The sequence below is a fragment of the Actinomyces ruminis genome (genome assembly GCF_002154335.2).
In the GTDB taxonomy this organism is placed as follows: domain Bacteria; phylum Actinomycetota; class Actinomycetes; order Actinomycetales; family Actinomycetaceae; genus Actinomyces; species Actinomyces ruminis.
This window is the reverse complement of the sequence record NZ_MTPX02000040.1, coordinates 1-17,005: the sequence shown is the minus strand read 5'-3', so window position 1 is coordinate 17,005 and position 17,005 is coordinate 1. Positions and strand designations below refer to the sequence as shown.

14 protein-coding genes are annotated in these 17,005 nt (G+C 64.6%); 5 read left to right on the top strand and 9 right to left on the bottom strand.

Translation table 11 applies throughout. The features are described from left to right. The first annotated feature begins 83 nt into the window (after positions 1-83). Together BW737_RS18015 and BW737_RS18010 are read left to right on the top strand one after the other, a co-directional pair. A complete protein-coding gene (locus BW737_RS18015) occupies positions 84-734 on the top strand; it encodes a MarR family transcriptional regulator (RefSeq protein ID WP_257210572.1) in 651 nt (216 codons plus the stop codon). Positions 735-820: 86 nt separating this feature from the next. Then, positions 821-1,315 carry an ROK family protein gene (locus BW737_RS18010; protein ID WP_257210571.1) on the top strand — a complete coding sequence of 165 codons (495 nt, stop codon included), beginning with the start codon at positions 821-823 and terminating at the stop codon, positions 1,313-1,315. A gap of 187 nt (positions 1,316-1,502) precedes the next feature. Here the strand turns inward: BW737_RS18010 and BW737_RS18005 are convergent, their stop codons facing one another. The 9 genes from BW737_RS18005 to BW737_RS06715 all read right to left on the bottom strand — a co-directional run bounded on the left by BW737_RS18005 (position 1,503) and on the right by BW737_RS06715 (position 11,535). After that, positions 1,503-1,748 carry a nitroreductase family protein gene (locus BW737_RS18005; protein ID WP_257210570.1) on the bottom strand — a complete coding sequence of 82 codons (246 nt, stop codon included), beginning with the start codon at positions 1,746-1,748 and terminating at the stop codon, positions 1,503-1,505. After that, positions 1,715-2,149 (bottom strand): nitroreductase family protein, encoded by a 435-nt coding sequence (locus BW737_RS06745; protein WP_257210569.1) that lies wholly within the window; start codon positions 2,147-2,149, stop codon positions 1,715-1,717. Before BW737_RS06745 ends, BW737_RS18005 begins: the two co-directional genes overlap by 34 nt. Before the next feature lie 158 nt (positions 2,150-2,307). After that, entirely contained in the window at positions 2,308-3,438 is a 1,131-nt protein-coding gene (locus BW737_RS06740; RefSeq protein WP_086615026.1) for a sugar kinase, read from the bottom strand. Further along, the gene (gene eda / locus BW737_RS06735) at positions 3,435-4,127 is read right to left on the bottom strand and encodes a bifunctional 4-hydroxy-2-oxoglutarate aldolase/2-dehydro-3-deoxy-phosphogluconate aldolase (protein ID WP_256329512.1); all 693 of its coding nucleotides are present in this window, start codon (positions 4,125-4,127) and stop codon (positions 3,435-3,437) included. Before eda ends, BW737_RS06740 begins: the two co-directional genes overlap by 4 nt. Before the next feature lie 86 nt (positions 4,128-4,213). After that, positions 4,214-5,326: a mannonate dehydratase gene (uxuA, locus tag BW737_RS06730; RefSeq protein ID WP_086615027.1), complete on the bottom strand. Its 1,113-nt coding sequence runs from the start codon at positions 5,324-5,326 to the stop codon at positions 4,214-4,216. After that, positions 5,323-6,936 carry a mannitol dehydrogenase family protein gene (locus BW737_RS06725; RefSeq protein WP_086615028.1) on the bottom strand — a complete coding sequence of 538 codons (1,614 nt, stop codon included), beginning with the start codon at positions 6,934-6,936 and terminating at the stop codon, positions 5,323-5,325. Before BW737_RS06725 ends, uxuA begins: the two co-directional genes overlap by 4 nt. A gap of 525 nt (positions 6,937-7,461) precedes the next feature. Then, complete coding sequence (locus tag BW737_RS06720; RefSeq protein WP_257210568.1) at positions 7,462-8,772, bottom strand: MFS transporter; 1,311 nt, start codon at positions 8,770-8,772, stop codon at positions 7,462-7,464. Beyond that, positions 8,769-9,005 carry a hypothetical protein gene (locus BW737_RS16745; protein ID WP_218961812.1) on the bottom strand — a complete coding sequence of 79 codons (237 nt, stop codon included), beginning with the start codon at positions 9,003-9,005 and terminating at the stop codon, positions 8,769-8,771. Before BW737_RS16745 ends, BW737_RS06720 begins: the two co-directional genes overlap by 4 nt. A 115-nt stretch (positions 9,006-9,120) precedes the next feature. Then, on the bottom strand, positions 9,121-11,535 hold the full coding sequence (locus BW737_RS06715; protein ID WP_086615029.1) for a glycoside hydrolase family 31 protein: 2,415 nt from the start codon (positions 11,533-11,535) through the stop codon (positions 9,121-9,123). A gap of 861 nt (positions 11,536-12,396) precedes the next feature. Here BW737_RS06715 and uidA point away from each other — a divergent pair. The 3 genes from uidA (at position 12,397) to uxaC (ending at position 16,863) form a co-directional block, all read left to right on the top strand. Beyond that, positions 12,397-14,202 (top strand): beta-glucuronidase, encoded by a 1,806-nt coding sequence (gene uidA, locus BW737_RS06710; RefSeq protein WP_086615030.1) that lies wholly within the window; start codon positions 12,397-12,399, stop codon positions 14,200-14,202. A 34-nt stretch (positions 14,203-14,236) separates the two neighbouring features. Further along, the gene (locus BW737_RS06705) at positions 14,237-15,316 is read left to right on the top strand and encodes a LacI family DNA-binding transcriptional regulator (protein WP_086615031.1); all 1,080 of its coding nucleotides are present in this window, start codon (positions 14,237-14,239) and stop codon (positions 15,314-15,316) included. 110 nt (positions 15,317-15,426) lie between these two features. Next, positions 15,427-16,863, top strand: coding sequence for a glucuronate isomerase (gene uxaC / locus BW737_RS06700; RefSeq protein ID WP_086615032.1), 1,437 nt, complete (start codon positions 15,427-15,429; stop codon positions 16,861-16,863). Positions 16,864-17,005 lie beyond the last annotated feature (142 nt).

Here is a 17,005-nt window from a genome sequence, read left to right as displayed (position 1 = left end):
GGTTCCTCCTCGAGCCGGATTTTGTTCGCTCACGCAACTATGCCACGGGTGTGCGGTATGGTCAAGGTGTGTCTCAAACCCGCATGACGTCAGCGTCGCCGTCCCTCGCCCCCCGTACCCCGGCCTCCGCAGCCCCCGTCTCCGCCCGGCAGTCCAGCCTGCGGACGGCGAACCTGGCCCTGCTGGCCAGGCACGTATTCGCCGCTCCCGCGCCAGTCTCGCGCGCCGATGTTGCCGCCATCACCGGCATGACTCGCTCAACCGCGTCTCGGTTGGCCGATGATCTGGTCGCGGCCGGCATCCTGACCGAGCTGGATCCCTCTCCGGCCTCCGGACCGGGCCGGCCGGCGGTGCCGCTGGCCCCGGCCCTGGGCACCTACGTGGCCATCGGCCTGGAGGTGAACGTCTCCCGGATGGCGGTGCGCGCGATTGATTTGTCCGGTGAGGTTCTGGCCGAGCGAGTGGTGCTGGGCGACTTCGAAGCCTCCGATCCCGCCGAAGTCCTCCCCCAACTGGCGAGGCTGACCCGTGATGTGCTGAATCTCGACGCCGTACGGCGAGCCCGCAAGGTGGGGGCTGCCATCGCTCTCCCCGGTCTGGTCTCACACGAGACCCTGCTGCGTGCTCCCAACCTGGGTTGGGAACGGATCGATCCACGTCCATTCCTGGCCGAGGTGCTCCAGCCCGACGGCCTGGTGCTGCATCTGGCAATGAGGCCAACTTCGGGGCCCTGACCGCGGGGCGCGACCGGCCCGCGGCGCTCCATTCCTCCCCCTCTTTCATCTACCTGTCCGGGGAGAACGGCATTGGCGCGGGGATTGTGCGCAACCATCAGGTCATGCTGGGGGTCTCTGGCTTCGCCGGGGAGGTAGGGCACATCCAGGTGGATCCGACCGGCCCGCTGTGCACCTGCGGCAACCGCGGCTGCGTCGAACGCTATGCAGGGCGCCGACTCATTCTGGCAGCCGCCGGGCTGGAGGCAACGGCCGGACCGCAGGAGTTGGTGGCGGCCTGGGAGGCGCAAGCGCCCGCCGCGCGCCGGGCCGTCAGCGACGCCGCCCGGGCACTCGGCGTCGGACTGAGCGCCGCCATCAACGTCTTGGACATTCCCACGGTGATCCTGGGCGGGCACCTGGCCCCGCTGGCGGACATCTTGCGCCCCGAGTTGGAAGCGGAGCTACGGCAGCGGGTGCTGTCCTCGCGCTGGTCGGTGCCAGAGGTGATCACCACCTCGCAGGACCAGACGCCGGCGGTCACCGGCGCGGCCTGGTCCCTGTTGGAGGAGGTCGTCGCCGACCCGGCCGCGTGGATGTGAGCTGCGGCCGTCCATGCGCCCGGCGCCACCATGCCACGGGCGTCACAAACACGCATTTGCCCCCATACGCACGAGTTTTGGAGTTCTGCACGGCTTAAACACCTGCAAACCTCCAAAAACTCGTGTCGTTGAGCCGAACTCGTGTTACAGGCGCTGAAGGCAGTCAACGTGGCGACGCCTCCCCGAGTCAGTCCTTCAGAGTGACGACCTCATCGACCTTCACATGCTCGGGAGCGAAGGTGCCCAGCTTATTGTCGGCCGGGTATCCCAGGGCGACGCCGACGGCGAGCAGTTCCTGGTCGCTGATGCCCATGACCCGGCGGACGTCGTCGGGGTACTTGACGAGTTCATAGGCGTTGATCGCGCCGAGTCCCTGGTCGAAGGCCGCTAGGACGAGTGTCATCGACAGGCCGCCGAGGTCGTGGATCGACACTGCGAGGAGCCGACCGGAACGGTCAGATAGGCAATCGCCTGGGCATTGAAGAGGCGGGATTGGGAGGCGGCAAAGGCCCGTCCTTCGTCACCGAAGTACTCCCCGATCTGCGCGCCGAGTCCGGCCATGTTCGCCTGAGCGTCCGGCGACCAGTCGGTGCGGTGCATGACCGGGAAGTCGGAGTGCCCCCCATCGCCGGCGTCGACGTGTGCCCGGTGCTGCGCCTTGATATCGGCCAGAGTCGTACCCGTGGCGATATAGATGCGCCAGGGCTGGGAGTTCACCCACGACGGCGCCGTGAGTGCGGCTCGGGCAATGTCCAGCAGATCCTCGCGGGCCACCGGCTGATCGGTGAAATCGCGGACCGAATGACGCCTGTTGATGACCTGACTGAACTCCATCAGGGACTCTCGCTCTCTGTCGATCATGTCTGTGGCTACGCGCTTACGCGTGTAGAGACCGCAACCACCGTGACAGACACACTATTCCCGCCGACTCGCGGCATGGCGGCCGGGGACCTGCGGGGCCCCCGCCCGGCCGCTGCGCCGTCGTCGGTCCGTCAGCGCTGGACGCGGGCCCCGCCGCCCGCAGCGAGCCGCAATACCTCGGCCTTGGTGGCCATGGTGGTGTCACCGGGTGTGGTCATGGCCAGGGCGCCGTGAGCCGCACCGTACTCGACGGCGGTGGCCAGGTCCCCGGTATCGAGCAGCCCGAAAATGAGGCCGGAGGCGAAGGAGTCACCGCCGCCGACGCGGTCGAGGATCTCCAGGCCCGGCCGCTGGGTGGAGCGCACGAAACCGTCCTGCCGCGACCAGGCGATCGCGGACCAGTCGTTGACCGTGGCGGTGCGCACCTGGCGCAAGGTGGTGGCCGCGACCTTGAAGTTGTCGAAGTCGGCGGTGACCCGCTCGATCATGTGCTCGAAGGCGGTGGTGTCCAGCTTGGACAGGTTGGCGTCCACGCCCTCCACCTCGTAGCCGAGGGAGGCGGTGAAGTCCTCCTCGTTGCCGATCATGACATCCACCAGCCGGGCCAGACGCCGGTTGACCTCCTGGGCCCGCTCAATGCCACCGATCCCCTTCCACAGGGAGAGTCGATAGTTCAGGTCGTAGGAGACGATCGTGCCGTGGCGGTGGGCGGCGTTCATGGCGGCCTCGGCGACCTCGGCGGCCGACTCGGACAGCGCGGCGAAGATGCCGCCAGTATGCAGCCAACGCACCCCGAGAGTGCCGAACAGGTACTCGAAGTCGACGTCGTCGGCCCGCAGTTGGGCGATGGCGGTGTTTCCGCGGTCGGACACTCCAACGGCACCGCGCACCCCGAAGCCGCGCTCGGTGAAGTTCAACCCGTTGCGCACGGTGCGGCCAATACCGTCGTAGGGCGCCCAGGTGATCATGGGATCGACACCGCCGGCCAGGATCATGCCCTCGATCAGATGACCGACCTCATTGTCCGCAAGCGCAGTGACCACGCCGGCGCGCAGGCCGAAGCAGCGGGACAGGCCACGGGCGACGTTGTACTCGCCGCCGCCCTCCCACACCTCGAAGCGACGGGCGGTACGCACTCGCCCCTCACCCGGGTCCAGGCGCAGCATCACCTCACCCAAGGAGACGACGTCATAACGGCACTCCTCGGCGGGACGCGGGCAGACCGGCCCGGCAGCAACAGTGGTTTCGGTGTCGGTGCTCATCGGCCGCACTCCTTCGCAATCTGAATCGCCTGGGCAGACAGGCGGGTGATCTGCTCCCAGTCGCCCGCAACGACCAGGTCCTTCTTGACCATCCAGGAGCCGCCGCAGGCGCGGATCACGTCAACGGACAGGTACTCGGCCAGGTTGTCGGCGTTAACCCCGCCGGTCGGGACGAACCCCAAGCCGGGGAACGCGGCGGAGAGCGCCTTGATTGCGGGCACACCACCGTTGATCGAAGCGGGGAAGAACTTGACGGTGTCGATGCCGAGCTCGAGGGCGGCCATGATCCAGGAGGCGTCCGAGCAGGCGGGCAGCGAGATGATCCCGGCGTCGAGAGTGGCGCGTACAACGTCGGCGCTGAAGCCCGGGGAGACGATGTACTTCGCACCTGCGGCCACGGCGGCCTCGACCTGCGCGGTGTTGATGACGGTGCCGGCTCCAACCGTCAGTCCCTCGACCTCCTGCATGGCACGGATGGCATCGGCGCCCGCGGCGGTGCGGAACGTGACCTCCGCCGTCGTGATGCCGCCGGCCACCAGGGCCTTGCCGACGTTGACTCCGTCCTCGGCGGAGTCAACGACGACCACGGGCACCACCGGGTTGGCGGCCAGTAGCGCAGCGAGGGGCGACTTCGCTGCCGCCTCATCCCGCTCAGTTGCTCCGCTTGTTTCTCTACTCGGTTGCATCATTGCTGTCTCCTCTCCGCGCGTATCCCGGTTCGCAGGCGCGTTGTCTCCACCGGGCTCGACACGCCACTTGTGCCGGTTTCGACATGCTACTCGTGCCGCCGGATCGACCGACCCCGCGGGGCGGGGCGGGACTTGAGCTTGGCGGTGGCCTCGTACAGGCCGTTGATGTAGGTGGCTCCCAGGGCGCGGTCATACAGCGGGTAGCCGGGACGGCCTGTCTCGCCCCAGATCATGCGGCCGTGGTCGGGGCGCACGTACACGTCCGGGCAGGTGTCGTAAATGGCCTCGACGATTGCGGCCATGTCCAGGCTGCCGTCGGCGGACAGGTGCTGAGCCTCTTGGAAGTGCTTGGGACCCAGGTGCTTGACGTTGCGCACATGGGCGGCTGCGATGCGGCCACGCTCGCCGAATTCGCGGAAGATGGCGGGCACGTCGTTGTCGGGGTTGGAACCGAGCGAGCCGGAACACACGCACAGGGAGTTGGCCGGGGAGTCGACCAGGCGGACGATGGCGTCCAGGTCGTCGCGGTTCTTGCACACGCGCGGCAGGCCGAACAGGTCCCAGGCGGGATCATCGGGGTGGACGGCCAGGCGGATGCCCACCCTCTCGCAGGTGGGGATGACGCCCTGGAGGAAGTAGCGGTAGTGCTCGCGCATCTGCGCGTGGTCGATGCCCTCGTACAGGGAAAGCACCTCCTCCAGCCGACCCAGCCGCTCGGGCTCCCAGCCGGGCAGGGTCAGTCCGCCGGAGGCACGCTCGGTCATGGTGACGATCTCGCGCGGCCCCATGCCCTCGACGTCGGCGTGGTTGTAGTACAGGCAGGTCGATCCGTCGGCGTTGCGGTGATACAGCTCGGTGCGCAGCCAGTCGAACACCGGCATGAAGTTGTAGATGACCACCTTGACACCGAATGCCGCCAGGTTCTCCAGGGTCTGGCAGTAGTTGGCGATGTAGGTGTCCCGGCTGGGCAGACCCAGTTTGATGTCCTCGTGGACATTGACCGACTCGATGACCTCGCACTCCAGGTGCTGGGCATGCACCTGATCCACCAGCGCCCCGATGTCCTCCCGGCCCCAGACCTCGCCCGCGGCGTACTGATCCAGCACCCCCATGATGCCGGTCATGCCGGGAACCTGGCGCACATGCTCCAGAGGGATGGGGTCGTAGGCCTCCCCGTACCAGCGGAAGGTCATTTTCATGGCAGCATCTCCTCCTCAATGGTGGCGCGCACGGCACCGGGACCGGCAAAAAGCTGGGTCGTAAGCGCCTCGATCTTGGCAGCCAGCGGGGTGGTGTACAGGTCCAGGGCGAACAGGGTCGGATCGGACAGGATCGGTTGCAGCGCGGCGTGAACGACTCCGACCTCGGCGGATCCGTCCAGGCGCAGGTCGGCCACATGGGCGTGGAGCTCCTCGTAGCGGGGGTCGGAGGACGGGGTGAAGGGGGCGCCGTCGTCGGCGATGCCGGTCAGATAGCGGCACCACAGGGCGATCACCAACGGGATCGCCGTGAGTGTGTCCATTTCCAGGCCGCGGTCGCGGTAGCGCAGCAGGGTCTGGCCGAAGCGAATGGGCAGCTTCTGCGAGGTGTCCATGGCGATGCGGGCCGGATCGTCGGGCAGGTAGGGGTTGGTGAAGCGGGTGCCGAGCACCTCGGTGAGGAAGTCCGCGGGGGCGACCACGCCGGGATCGGAGACCACCGGCAGGCCCTCGTCCCAACCCAGCCGGTTCACGAGCGCCGCCAGGGCCGGATCGCGCATCTCGGCGTCGATGGTGGGCATGCGCAGCAGGCAGCCGGCGACGGCCAGAGCGGTGTGCAGCGGGTTGAGGCAGGTGGTCACCTTCATGTTCTCGAAGTCGTCACACACCTCGCGCGCGACGACGTGCGCCCTGGCCTGTTCGAATGGCGGGCGAGCCGCGGCGAAGGCGTCCTCGATGATGAGGTACTCGGTGGGTTCGGTGTTGACGAAGCCGGCCTGAGGGGTGCGCCCGTGGGCGGTCAGCCCCATGTCGGTGAAGCCCAGCCGAGCCAGGTCCTCGCTGACAGCTGGGCTGGGGCGGGGGGTGATCTTGTCGATGACGGTGATGGGGAAGGCCACGCGGGTCGGATCGGCGAGCCAGTCGAGAAAGACCTCGGGCGCCGTGCCCGCATCGACCCAACCGCGGGCGACGACGTCGATCGCCTCGCGCAGTCGGTCGCCGTTGTGGCTGAAGTTGTCGCAACTCATCAGGGTGATGGGGGCGCCGCCGGCCTCGTAGCGAGTCAGCAGCAGCCCGGCCAGCAGCGCCATGGCGTGCGACTGGTATCCGCGGGGTCCGGTGGCAACGGCGTCGGCGACCTCGGGCAGGAGTCGGCCTGCGCCGTCGTGGACGGCGTACCCCTTCTCGGTGATGGTCAGGGAGACGAGGGTGACCTCGGGGTCGCCGGCGAGCATGAAGAGGCGGGCGAGATCCGCCTCGCGCCGCGTCGCCAGCCCCTCGGACAGGCCGGCGATGGCGCGCAGGTCGCGACCGCCATCGGGGTTGAGGGTTACAGACAGGGTGAGCAGGTCGTGGGCGCCGAGCCGGGCATCGAAGCCGGCCGGGTCGGTGGTGACGACGCCGGTAATCGGCCAGTGGTGTCCGGCGGCAATAAGGTCGTCGGCAATGCGGGCCAGAAAGACGCGGAAAATGTTGCCGGCGCCCAGGTGCAGCCAGCGCGGCCGGGCGCGGCCCGCCGCCTGCATGGCGGCGACGTCGAACGCGGGCACCGCGACGCCGGCATCCCGGTACGCGTCCCGATCCTGCAGACCGTCAATGGTCAGTCTCATGAGTTGCCGACTCCCTTACGGTAGATTGGCTCATCATTCACATCGGGCGGAGCCCGCTGCCAGCATAAACAAGCGCACTAAAGGTATCCACATAATCACCCAGCACAAACGTTGTTGCCAATAATTGCACACAATATGCAGAAGTACGCCCTTCCAACCCGTCTCGGCTCACACCGAGAGAACAACGCCGCCGCATGATGGCCCCTGCGGCAAGCGCCATCGTCGATACGGCCCTGGACCACCCGACTCGTACTTACCGCCATTGCCGCTCAAAACGCCAACGTCGAAGAATTCACAGCAGCCAACACCAAGTCGACGTACGAACGCCGCCACAATTACCGGGTTCAACACCACACACAATACGCCGCACCTCCGTGGACACGGCTCCCGAGAACACAACTCCCGCATGCGCCGGCATACCACGTCCCCTACCCTTCGAAACGCGATAAGGACGTAGACCTGTGGCACCGGCCGGACCACCCTGCTCAGCGCTACGCCGCCGGTGCCACAGGTCCGAACCATCGATCACTCCGCGGCATGATCTGCATGGGCTTCCGCGACGTAGTTGTCCCACGCACGGATGCTATCGTATTCCACTCCGCTGAGTTCCTTCACCACCCTCTTCGTCTCCGCAGTCGCATCTGCCGTAGATCCGCCGGCCTTAAGACGGTCGATCTCGTCAACGATGATCTGGTGGGTCTCTCGGGTGAGCTTGAACGTAAGCGCCGTGCCGAACGCAATAAGTATCAAGACCGCTACCCCAATCGACAGGATAGCCACGATCATGTGCTGAGCCGACGCGGTCTGTTCGGTCTGACCCTCAATATAGCCGGATGCGTCCAGCAGCACACCTACAATCATCGTTGCCAACGCCACCGTAGACTTACGGACGAAGGTCATTACGGCGGCAAACACACCGGCACGCTTGTGTCCGGTGACCATCTCATCCACGTCAGGGATAAACGGGAAGATATTCCAGGGAACGAACACGTACATCGGACGGCCAATCTGATAGATAACGCCAATCACGATGAGCCATGTCGTCATGTTCGAGGGGTTAGTCGTAGACAGTAGCCACCAACCTGCAGAACTCGCCAACACGATCGTGAATGCTATGGACCACAGTTGCCTCGCAGTGATCTTAGTGAAGAGATACCCACAGAACATCGTCACAAATATGCCAAGGAAGCTCAGGGAGGAGACGTTTGCAGCCACGGACGAATCGCGCCCCAGAACAGAAACCACGTAGTAGACGAAGACGGCACTCCACGTGTCCATCGACGTGAACGAGAACAGGTAAATGACAAACTGCTTGCGGAAGCTCTTGATGCGCAACGTCGATACATAGTCCTTCAGGGCAGACTTAAGACTGAACTTCTCCTGCCCCTGGTCAAGCAAAGCAGCCTCACGAGCATCCACGAAGTGCTCCCACGTGGTACCCCAAGAAATGGCGATGCAGATAGCGAAGATCGTTGCGAAAATAAAGCCATTCACTAGATAAGGGGTCGCGGAGTTCTCCCCCAACAGCTTGAACAACCGACCCGGCACGAACGTCGCTAGGAATGTGGCCAACCCCGACATGACCAGCCGGGCCGACGACATCTTTGTGCGCTCAACATAATCGGTCGTCATTTCATTGGGAAGCGTCTCCCAAGGAATGAGAACCATCGCAACAACGATCTCAAAGAGCAGGTACGTGGTCAGATAGTACCAGTAACTCATGCCGTCGACCCACAGGATGGCGAACACGAAGATTGCCGGTATCCCGATCAACAAGAAGAAGTGGCGCCTTCCGAATCGCTGCCCGATCCTAGTGCGGTAAAGCTGGTCAGTCACATTCCCCATGACCAGGCTCGTAACTGCGTCAACCAGCTTGGCGATCGCAGGATGGAAGCCCCCTGTGTCGCAGACAAGCCGGCATATGTCGTATAGAAGAACAGCAGCCAAGCACCCACGATGGCGACGGCTCCGCCACCCATCAGGTCGGTCACACCGAAACCGATGGCCCTCCCGAGCCCGATTCTTCCGCGCGGCGTATAGATGCGACTATTACGGTATTTCTCGTCCATCACTATATCCTGTCGTTAACAATCCAATAGACGAAGCCAGCACTTCAGGCGCGCGCCATCCATGCTCACAAGTACGAGGTGCGACTTCGGACGGCGCACACCTTCTCGCCATCTATCAGGCAGATACGACCCGCACCGGTGCGCCGCCCGCCACATGGATGCGCAGTTGGCGCCGGTCCCCCTTGGGCAGACGCACGTAGAGCTCCTCCCACTCGGGCTTATAGGAGCCTTCGAACGCAACGGTGAGGTCCACAGCCTCTTCGGAAGCTTCCTGCGTCCAATGGACTTTCAGCCACTCTCCGTCGAGATAAGCGTTGGTCTTTCCGTCGTCATCGTAAAACACGCCTTCGGCGCGATCCCCTACAACTGGCGGGAATAGGTTCAGGGTACGCTCGTCATCCTTCGCCTGTGCCGATTGCTCGGGGATGCCGCCTGTCGGAATCGCTGAACCGGCACGCACCAGTGCGGGAAGGCGATCAAGCGGTGCGTCCAGGAAGACGTGGGTGCGTGTAGCCCGATAGTGGTCGCCGGTGTAGGGGTCGTACCATCCGCCGGCAACCTGGGGCAAATAAACCTTGCGACGACGCTGCCCAGGCTCCGTTACTGCGGCGACGAGGATATCGTGCCCGAGGAGGAAGTCGTCGGTGTCTTTCCAAAGCTCAGGATCACTCTCGTCGATCGTGAACGTCGGATGGAGTATCGGTTCGAAGTTCTCCGACGCCTCATGCAACAGGTTGTACATGAACGGAGCCATGCGAGTACGCAGGTTGATCGTTTCCCGCACCGAGTCGAGTGTCTCCAGGTGGGTCCACGGCTCGTTTACGGTCTGGTCATCATGCCAGGAGTTGAACAGGAAGCGCGGGCTCGTGATTGCATGTTCAATCCAACGCGTCAGCAGCTCGGCGTCTGGAGCCGGTCCAGCGAATCCACCGACATCATGACCGGTGTTGTACATGCCCGACAGGGTCATACTCAGGCCCTGACGAATATTGCCCTTGATCGTCTGCCATGAGGTGTAGTTGTCACCGGACCACGTCTGTGCATAGCGCTGGATGCCAGGTCCGCCGGAACGGACTACCGAGAACTGACGACGCTCTGGATCGAACTCCGACTGGGCGTCCAGCGACGCCCGAATCATGAGCATCGACTGAACCGGTCGCATCAGGCCGACTGGCAGCGGATCGCCGAACCCGTCGCAGATGGCATTCTCGTCCCATACCTCGAACTCGTTGTTGTCATTCCACGCGACGTCGATGCCGTATTCTAGCAGTTGCTCCTTGACCTGTTTCTTCCACCACTCGACAGCCTCGGGGTTGGTGAAGTCAAGATGCGAGCCCTGCTCGTCCCAGAACGCACTGACTTCAGGACCTCCTGTGCGTGGATCCTTGATGAAGAGCCCGAGCTCCTTCATTTCCTCATACATCGGGTGATCAATAAGGAAGCAGGGCTTGATATTAGCGGTGAAATTCATACCGGCGTCATGGAATGCCTTGATCGTGGCTGCTGGATCCGGAAACTTGTCTCGATTCCAGTGGAAATAGTACCGCTTACCGTTGATCGAGGTGTAGCCGCTGCCCATCTGGAAGGAGCCACACGGGATGCGGTGTTTTTTCACTAGGTCGATGAATTTCAAAAGCTGGTCGGATGCATCGGGAGCATCCGGGTATGTCATCGTTGATTGGGAATAGTTCAGAGTCCACTTCGGTGGGAACTGGGGACGACCCGTCAGGCGCACGAATGCCCGGGTGACATCTTCTACGGCGTCTCCAAACATGAGATAGTAATCGATATCGCCGTCGTCGGCCCTCCAGGTGCGGAAGCGCTTGTGATAGTTATCCTTGGTCTTCCCCAAGTCATACGACCCGTGAGCTAAGTTGTCGTAGAACACTCCAAAGCTTCCATTCGGGGTCTTCGTTATGGTGAACGGCGTGTGCTTGTAGAGCGGATCAGTCAGTGTCGAGTCGTAACCCATCGCGTCCTGGCATGATAACTCGTAGCGACCGTTCATCCGGTCGAGTGGCCCGGTCTTGTCACCGAGGCCGAATATTGGGTTAGACTCATCCATGTACTGGAAGTGCGCCACGTCGGTGCGATACGGAAACGCGCTCTCGCGCCCTTCTACAGCGTCCGATCCTAGGTAGTACGCACCGGTCGCCCTGTCGCTTACCAGCGTATGCCAACCATCTGCGCCCTTCCACGAGGCATCTATACGGAATGGGTCAGAGCTTACGGTGAGCCGTATGCGGCCAGATTCAATGGTTGCGGAACCATCTTCCTTTACAACAGCGGTCACGGGCGGCCGAGGAAAGCCTGAGGTATCTGAACGGTCTCGCCCCTCCCACGGAACGTCGTCATCTCCGGCAACGACAGTCCATGTGCGGGTCAACCGGCTCTCGCCGTCTCGGCGAATCCATACACGCGCCAAATCATTGTCCAGGATCTCAATGTCGATCGAGTGCCGCCCGTCGAGCGTACCGCTCAACCCGGACGGGGTTGTCACACAACTGGTCAGTTTGTTCAGCAACTGCATTGGTGCTTGAACTCCTTCTTCTGCGTCACTACGCGGAGTGGCGCCAAGCTCCCCGCGTGTCGGTGTGTAGTTGAGCTCGCATCTCGGTGCGGTTGCGCTCAAATAGTCGTTTCACCACCCGGGCCACAGCGCCGCGAGTGAAGAGTACGTTCATCCGAGCAATCCTTCAGAGCGCCATTAGATGTGTTTCGAACTCGGCATCAGTCTCCCTCCGCAGCACAACTGGGCGCCGTGGTTGCCAACAGTTGCCGCTTGGCAACAATCGTCCTTTGCCCGGCAACAGACTCGATGTGCCTGCAGCGTGCACCGAGTTCTTCTTGTCGGTCTGCTGGGCGATCCGTCGCGACGGCAGCTAAATGCGGCTCGGCGGATTCAGGGGTGTGGGCCGGGCCGTCCGGACCGGACGCTCCACATGCGAGCCTGGGCCGCGACGCGAGACGGACGGCGTCTTCATGTCTACGAACAAGCCGTCTACTACGCCGGTAAGCGCCCTACCACGTCACTTAGCTGTTCGTTGAATAGTTCCGGATCCTTCAACACAGGCCTGACAGGCGTAGTAGACGCCGAAGAGACGTACTCAACGGTCAATCGGCGCAGTAGACGACGCGGTTGCGTAGGGCCAGGAGCCGATGCCCACACCGCCAACCACCACGCCCACACACAACGACCCTCTGGGTTTAGCCATTGCCAGTAACAGGTGACCTTGTCTCCGGCCACCATGTTTGGCAACTTATGGCAACTTGCTGGCATGGCTTGGGTTAGGTTGTGTGATGGTGGGGTTGCCCGCCGCGAATTGACTCCGCGCGGCTGAGGCCCGCCGCAGGGTCACAAATTCCGGTCCGATAGGTGAAGGAGCCTCTCATGCTGTCCGTGCGCAACTCCGCCTCACGCGACGTCATGAGTCTGGACGGCGTATGGCGCTTCCAGCTCGATTCCGGCGATGTTGGCCAGACCGAGGGCTGGTTCGCGGCGCCGCTGCCCGCGGCCCGTCCCATGCCGGTGCCCGCCTCCTACAACGACGTCACCATCGAGCCCGAGATCCATGACCACGTGGGCCCGGCCTGGTATGAGCGCGACGCCGTCGCCCCGCACAATCTGGGCCGGGATCGCCTCATCCTGCGCTTCGGTTCCGTCACTCATGACGCACGCGTATGGGTCGACGGCGTGGAGGTCGCCGAGCACCTGGGCGGTTACCTACCTTTCGAGGCAGACATCACCGAGCAGGTGACGCCGGGGCAGACGTTCCGCATCACCGTGCGGGTGGACAACCGACTGTCCTGGCAGTCAATACCCGTAGGATTCCTCGAGGAGGACTCCCAGGGGCGTCCCGTACAACGCTACTTCCACGACTTTTTCAACTACGCGGGCATCCATCGCCCGGTCAAGCTGTACACCAGGCCCTCGGTTGCGGTCACCGACGTCACCATTGTCACCGCCTACGCCAACGGGCCCGAGGGCACCATTGGACGCTGCACCTACACCGTTGAGGCGGAGGGCGCAGAGCACGTGTACGTGATCGTCAAGGACGCCGACGGTGCTCCGGTGGCCCGGGCTGACGGCGCCACAGGCGAGGTGATCATCCCCGATGCACATCTGTGGCGGCCCGGCGCCGGCTACCTGTACACGCTGGAGACACACGCCGTCGGCGAGGAGGGCGAGGACGTCTACCCGCAGCGCTTCGGAGTGCGCACCGTGGAGGTACGCGACTCACAGTTCCTCATCAACGGTGAGCCCTTCTACTTCCGCGGCTACGGCCGCCACGAGGACAATCTCATCCGCGGCAAGGGGCACGACCCGGTGCTGATGAGCCACGACTTCGAGCTGATGGAGTGGCAGGGGGCGAACTCCTTCCGCACCTCCCACTACCCCTATGCCGAAGAAGTCATGGACTACGCCGACGAGCGCGGCTTCGTGGTGATTGATGAAACGGCCGCGGTCGGCCTAAATACGGCCATCGCCGGCGGCATCTTCGGAGGCGAGCCGATTCCCCTTTTCAGTGAGGACCACGCCAACGCGCGCACCCAGGCGGTTCACGCCGACCACATTCGCGAGTTGATCGCCCGGGACAAGAATCATCCGTGCGTGGTGTTGTGGTCGCTGGCGAACGAGCCGGAGAGCCACACCGAGGAGGCGCTGAATTACTTCAAGCCGCTCGCCGCAACGGCCCGCGAGGCGGATCCGAGCCGACCGATCGGCTATGTGAATGTCATGATCTCCACTCCGGACCGCGAGCGGATCGTTGATCTGTTCGACGTGGTCATGCTCAACCGCTACTACGGCTGGTATGTCAACAATGGAGACCTGGCGGGCGCCGAGGCGGCGCTGCGGGCGGAGATCGATGCCTGGATCGAGCGGGCGCCGGGCAAGCCGATCCTGTTCACCGAGTACGGTGCGGACACGCTGGCCGGCATGCGGGACCTGCTACGCCGTCCCTGGTCGGAGGAGTTCCAGACGGACATGCTTGCGATGTACCACCGGGTCTTCGACTCCTACGAGGAAATCGTGGGCGAGCAGATGTGGAACTTCGCCGACTTCCAGACCGGCACCGGCACCACCCGGGTCGGCGGGAACAAGAAGGGCATGTTCACCCGGTCACGCGAACCCAAGCAGAACGCGTTCGTGGTACGTGAGCGCTGGTTGAGAATGCGTGAGAAATCGGGATTCTGACGGAGTCGGAACGGCGTTTGAAGGAGGAAAGTGAATGACCGTGGCGGACACGACCGACACGTATACGACCGAGGCGACCTCGCCGTCGGCACCGCGCAAGCCGGTCACGATCTATGACATCGCCGCCGCAGTGGGCGTGGCACCATCCACCGTGTCCCGGGCTCTGTCACGTCCCGGCCGCGTATCCACCGAGACCGCTGCACGCATCCATGAGGCGGCCGAGGCACTCGGCTACAAACGCACCCGACCACGTCGCCCTGCCGACTCGGCGGAGGAAACCTATGTAATCGCCTTGGCGATTGCCGATGTCGGCAACCCGTTCTTCAGCCGGGTCATGATCGGCCTGCAAAAGTCGGCCCGCGCCAATGGCTACACCGTGCTGCTGGTCGACTCCCGGGAGAATGCCGCCGAGGAACGCGCGGCTATCGGGAAGGTGCTGCACTTGATCGACGGGATCGTCCTGGCCTCGTCCCGTATGAGCAACTCCGCTATCCAGCAGTTCAACCGAGCCATACCGGTGGTGTCGTTGAACCGGCGGGTCCCCGGTGTCACCTCGATCCTGTCGGACTCTGTGCAAGGGATGCACACCGTGGTCGAGTACCTGGCTGCCCATGGGCATCGAGAACTGACCTACCTGGCCGGGCCGCCGGAGTCATGGTCAAACGGCACCCGCTGGGAGGGGCTGACCCGTGCCTGCCATGTCTTCGGCCTGCGCCCGCATCGGATCGGCCCCTTCTCCCCCACCGTCGGTGGTGGACTGCATGCCTTGGAGGTGTGGAGTCGCCACCCGACCACCGCCGTCGTCGGCTACAACGACCTCCTGGCGATCGGCTTCATGAAGGCGGCGCTCGCCCGCGGGCTGCGCGTGCCTGAGGAGGTGTCGATCATCGGCGTGGACAACGTGGACCTTTCCGCCCTGACCGACCCGGGGCTCACCACCCTGGCGGCCGGGGCGCGGCGGCTGGGCACGCTAGCGGCGACGGCGATCGTCGGGCACCTACGCCATCGGTCCCAGCCGCAACCGGCGGTCACCATGTTGGAAATGTCCCTGCAGGAGCGCCAGAGCGTCGGCCCGGCGCCCGGAGCGGCACCTGTTCTGCCGGAGATCACCTGAGCCCGTCGTCGTCACGCCCGGCGCCGACTCCCCGCGCGCGAGTCGACCACGACCGGCGTCGTCCGCTTCCATGCCCCCAGTATCAAACACCAGTCATATAGGAGACCGCCGTGTCCGCCTCAACAGCGTCCCAGCCCCTCACTCTCGACCCCGACCGACTGCTGCCCGCCGACCCGACCACCCGTGCGGTCGCACGCGAACTGTTGGCACAGGTGGCCGAGGCGCCGATCATCTCCCCGCACGGGCACGTCCCGCCCGAGTGGCTGGCACAGGACATCTCCTTTGCCGACCCCACCAGCCTGCTGCTCACCCCGGACCACTACACGAATCGGCTGCTGCACTCCCTGGCTGGGGTGGAACTGGCGGATCTGGGCGTCCCGGTGGGAAGCGGGCTGAGCCCGGAGCAGTCGCGGATGGCATTCCGGCTGCTGTGCGAGCACTGGCACCTGCTCGCGGGCACACCGGTGCAGACCTGGTTCACCGAGGTCTTCCACGACGTGTTCGGGGTGCGAGTGCGGCCGTCGGCCGCCACCGCGGACGCCATCTACGACCAGATCGACGCCGCCCTGCAAACCGAGCGCTTCACGGCCCGGGCGCTGTACGAGCGCTTCAACATCGCAGTGCTGGCGACGACGGACGATCCCTGCTCGGACCTGGCCGCCCACCGCGCCCTCACCGCCGATCCGGATTGGAACGGCCGAGTGATCCCGACGTTCCGGCCCGACGCCTACCTGGAGCCTGCCCGGCCCGACTGGCGGGCACTGACCGAGGCGCTGGGACGAGCTGCCGACCAGGACGTGTCCACCTATGCCGGGCATGTGGAGGCGATGCGGCGTCGGCGGGCATTCTTCAAGGCGTGTGGAGCGGTCTCCTCTGATCACTCGCATGCGGATGCGGGCACCCAGCGCCTGGAGGACGCGGAGGCGGAGGTGTTGTACGCACGCGCTCTGGCAGGGCGGATCGATGCCGGCGACGCCGCCCGGCTGCGGCGGCACATGCTAAACGATCAGGCGCGCCTGGCGGTGGACGACGGTTTGGTGATGACGCTGCACCCGGCCGTGTTCCGCAACCACGACTCCGGGGCACTGGCCCGGTACGGCGCGGACGTGGGCGGGGACATCCCCACAACGGTGGAGTTCACCCGCGCCCTGCAGCCCCTGCTGGACGCCTACGGCAACGCCGACGGCTTCCACCTGATCCCCTTCACCATGGACGAGTCGGTCTACTCCCGCGAGCTGGCGCCCCTGGCGGGCTGGTACCGGGCGGTGTACGTGGGGGTGCCGTGGTGGTTCATCGACGAGCCGGATGCGATCGTGCGCTTCCGAGAGGCGACGACCGGTGCGGCGACCTTCTACAAGACCTCCGGCTTCATCGACGACACCCGAGCCTTCTGCTCGATCCCAGCGCGCCATGGCATTGCGCGCCGCTGCGACGCCGGTTTCCTGGCACGGCTGGTGGTCGAGCACCGACTGGGTATGGACGAGGCGGCGGCCGTGGCCCACGATCTCGTCGACACGATCCCCCGCCGCGCCTTCAAGCTCGGCTGAGAGCGGCGTCGGCTCAGCGGCCCGGCTGCTGCGGCAGGTCGTACTGCTGCTGCGCGGCGGCGTTGCGGGCAGCCGCTTCTGACGCCTACCACGACGAGCCCGCTAATACCCACCCCCGATACCGACAACCGCGATCCCCCAG